2 protein-coding genes are annotated in these 3164 nt (G+C 66.9%); one reads left to right on the forward strand and one right to left on the reverse strand.

Annotation, left to right across the window (positions count from 1 at the left end):
- Positions 1-137: 137 nt before the first annotated feature.
- Entirely contained in the window at positions 138-2663 is a 2526-nt protein-coding gene (locus AB4Y84_RS17425) for a membrane-bound PQQ-dependent dehydrogenase, glucose/quinate/shikimate family (protein WP_442244330.1), read from the forward strand.
- An 84-nt stretch (positions 2664-2747) separates the two neighbouring features.
- Here AB4Y84_RS17425 and AB4Y84_RS17430 read toward each other — a convergent pair.
- A partial coding sequence (locus AB4Y84_RS17430; protein WP_442250540.1) for a zinc-binding dehydrogenase occupies positions 2748-3164 on the reverse strand: 417 nt, incomplete at its 5' end.

Raw genomic sequence — 3164 nt, forward strand, 5'->3', positions numbered from 1 at the left:
GGAGTGATCCTGCCGCGATGCTGAGGTACCCGACGACGCCGGCCTTGTGCCGGCGTCGTCGTGTCTGCAGTCGAAAATACGCACGCACTTCACGGTGACGGTGGCATAAGGGCGCATGCTGCCCCCGGAGATCGACGATGTCCGCCACGCCGCAGTCTGCTTACGCGCCTCCGCCCCGCCATCCTCTCGTTACCGTGCTGGCCCTGTTGCTGATCGTGCTCGGCCTGGTCATCGGCGGCCTTGGTGCGTGGCTGCTCAGCCTCGGTGGCTCCTGGTACTACGCCATCGCCGGCCTGGGCCTGCTGGTCTGCGGCATCCTGTTGTGGGGCAATCGGCGTAGCGGTGCACTGCTGTATGCACTGGTGTTCATCGGCAGCCTGCTGTGGACCTGGTGGGAATCGGGCAGCGATTACTGGCGCTGGGTACCACGGCTGGGCCTGGTGACCGCCCTCGGCATCGTCCTGGCATTGCTGGCGCCGACCCTGCAGGCGCCGGTGCCCAGGCGGCTGTCGCGCAGCGTGGCCGCTGTACTGATGCTGGTCTTCGTGGCCGCCTTCGGCCTCGCGTTCACCCCGCATGGCATGGTCGACGGGCATCAGCCGTTCCCGGAGCCGGCGGTCAGCGCCGGGCTTGATCCCACCCGTGACACCACCGGCCTGCAGCCTGCCGACCAGCCGGCAGAAGGAGACTGGCCGGCATGGGGGCGCAGCAATGCCGCCACCCGCTATTCGCCGCTGCAGCAGGTCACCCCGGAAAACGTGGGAACCTTGCAACTGGCATGGCAGTTCCGCACGGGCGACCTGCCGAAGAAGCGCTGGGGTGCGGAAACCACGCCACTGAAGATCGGTGATCGGTTGTACCTGTGCACCGCACGCAATCAGTTGATCGCCCTCGATGCCGGCAGCGGCAAGGAGCTATGGCGTTTCGACCCGAAGGTGAAGGATGCGTCGATCCCGTATACGGCCGCCTGCCGTGGCGTGTCCTATTACGAGCTGCCCAGCGCGCCGACCCTCGCCGATGCCGCACTGGCTGACGTGGCCGCCGATCTCGCGCTGCCCGCACCGCCGCCGACCCGCACCCACCAGAGCGCGGCGCCAGGGAGCCGCTCAGCCTGCAGCGCACGCATCATCGAAGGCACGCTGGACGGCCGCCTTATCGCGGTGGACGCCGACAGCGGTCGCCCCTGCGCGAATTTCGGCAACAACGGCCAGGTCGACATCACCCTGGGCATGGGCGAGGTGCCGCCGGGTTACGTATCGATCACCTCGCCGCCGGCGATCGTCCGCGGTGTCATCGTTACCGGCCACCAGGTACTGGACGGCCAGCGCCGCGACGCGCCCTCCGGCGTCATCCAGGCCTACGACGCGATCAGCGGCAAGCTGCGCTGGGCGTGGGACATGGACCAGCCCGAGCGCAGCGGCCTGCCACCGCGCGAGCAGACCTATACACGTGGCACACCGAACATGTGGACCACCGCTACCGGCGATGAAGCACTGGGCCTGGTGTACCTGCCGATGGGCAATTCCGCAGGCGACTACTGGAGTGGCTCGCGCACCGAAAACGAGAACAGGTACGCGACCTCGCTGGTCGCCATCGATGTGGCTACCGGCAAGCCGGTCTGGCATTTCCAGGCCGTGCGCAAGGACGTCTGGGACTACGACCTGGGTTCGCAGGCCAGCCTCATCGACTACCCGACGGCATCGGGCAAGGTGCCGGCGATCCTGCTGCCCACCAAGCAGGGCGACATGTACATCCTCGACCGTCGCAACGGCCAGCTGCTGACCCCGGCCGAAGAGCGCAAGGTGCCACAGGGCGGCGTGGAGCCCGAGCAGCGCGCCGCCACCCAGCTGTTCTCGCTGTACCACACGCTGCGGCGCGACGACGCGCTGACCGAGCGTGACATGTGGGGCATCACCCCCATCGACCAGCTGGTCTGCCGAATCCAGTTCCGCAAGGCACATTACGAAGGGTTCTACACACCGCCCAGCAGCGATCACCACTCCATCGAATACCCCGGCTACAACGGTGGCTCGGACTGGGGCAGCGTGGCCATCGATACGCGGCGTGGCGTGATAGTGGCCAACTACAACGACATGCCCAACTACAACCGGCTGGTGCCGCGCGCCGAAGCCGACCGCAAGGGCTGGCTGCCGCGCGAGCAGATGCGCGCCGACAAGGGCGGTGCCGAAGGGGCAGGGGATCCGCAGGTCGGCACGCCCTATGGCATCGACGTCAACGCCGGTTGGCGGCTGCCGTTCACCGGCCTGTTGTGCAAGCAGCCGCCCTATGGCGGTATCCGTGCGATCGACCTGCGCAGCGGCAAGCTGCTGTGGGACCGGCCGTTCGGCAGCGCGCGTGGCAACGGCCCCTTCGACATCCGCTCCGGCCTGCCCATTGAAATCGGCACGCCGAACAATGGCGGTTCGGTGGTGACCGCCAGCGGCCTGATCTTCATCGCCGCAGCGACCGACGACCTGCTGCGTGCCATCGACCTGAAGACCGGCAAGGAGCTGTGGCACACCAAGCTGCCGGCGGGCGGCCAGGCCAACCCGATGGTGTACGAGCACGGCGGGCGGCAGTACTTGGTGATCATGGCCGGTGGGCACCATTTCATGGAGACGCCGGCGGGGGATTACGTGATGGCGTATGCGTTGCCGCGATGAGCCGCAGGGCAGGCAACACCGACGGTCAGCAGCGACGACCCCTGTGGGCACATTCCCAACGCCACAGGGGTATCGCGCAAGCGGTTAAACCGTGACCACCACCTTGCCGATCTGCTCATTCGATTCCAGGTAACGGTGTGCGTCCTGGATCTGCGCGAACGTAAACACCTTGGCGATCAGCGGCACCAGCACGCCCTTGTCCAGGCCATCGACGATGAATGCCTTTGCACGCGCCAGCGCCGCATCGTCAGACACGATTTCCGAGTACAGGTAGCCCTTCAGCGTCAGCGACTTGCCCAATACATTGAACAGCGGGAACGGCGTCGGCTCGCTGCTCAGCGCGCCATATTCCAGCAGGATGCCGCCGCGTGCCATCGCTTCGGTGAGCGGCACGAACTGCGGGCCGCCGATGGGATCGAACACCACGCGCGCGCCAGCACCTGCGGTGATGCGGGCAACTTCGGCCACCAGGTCCTGCTGTTGAGTGGCGATGACATGGGC

Source organism: Stenotrophomonas sp. 2YAF22, from assembly GCF_052114665.1.
GTDB lineage: Bacteria > Pseudomonadota > Gammaproteobacteria > Xanthomonadales > Xanthomonadaceae > Stenotrophomonas > Stenotrophomonas indicatrix.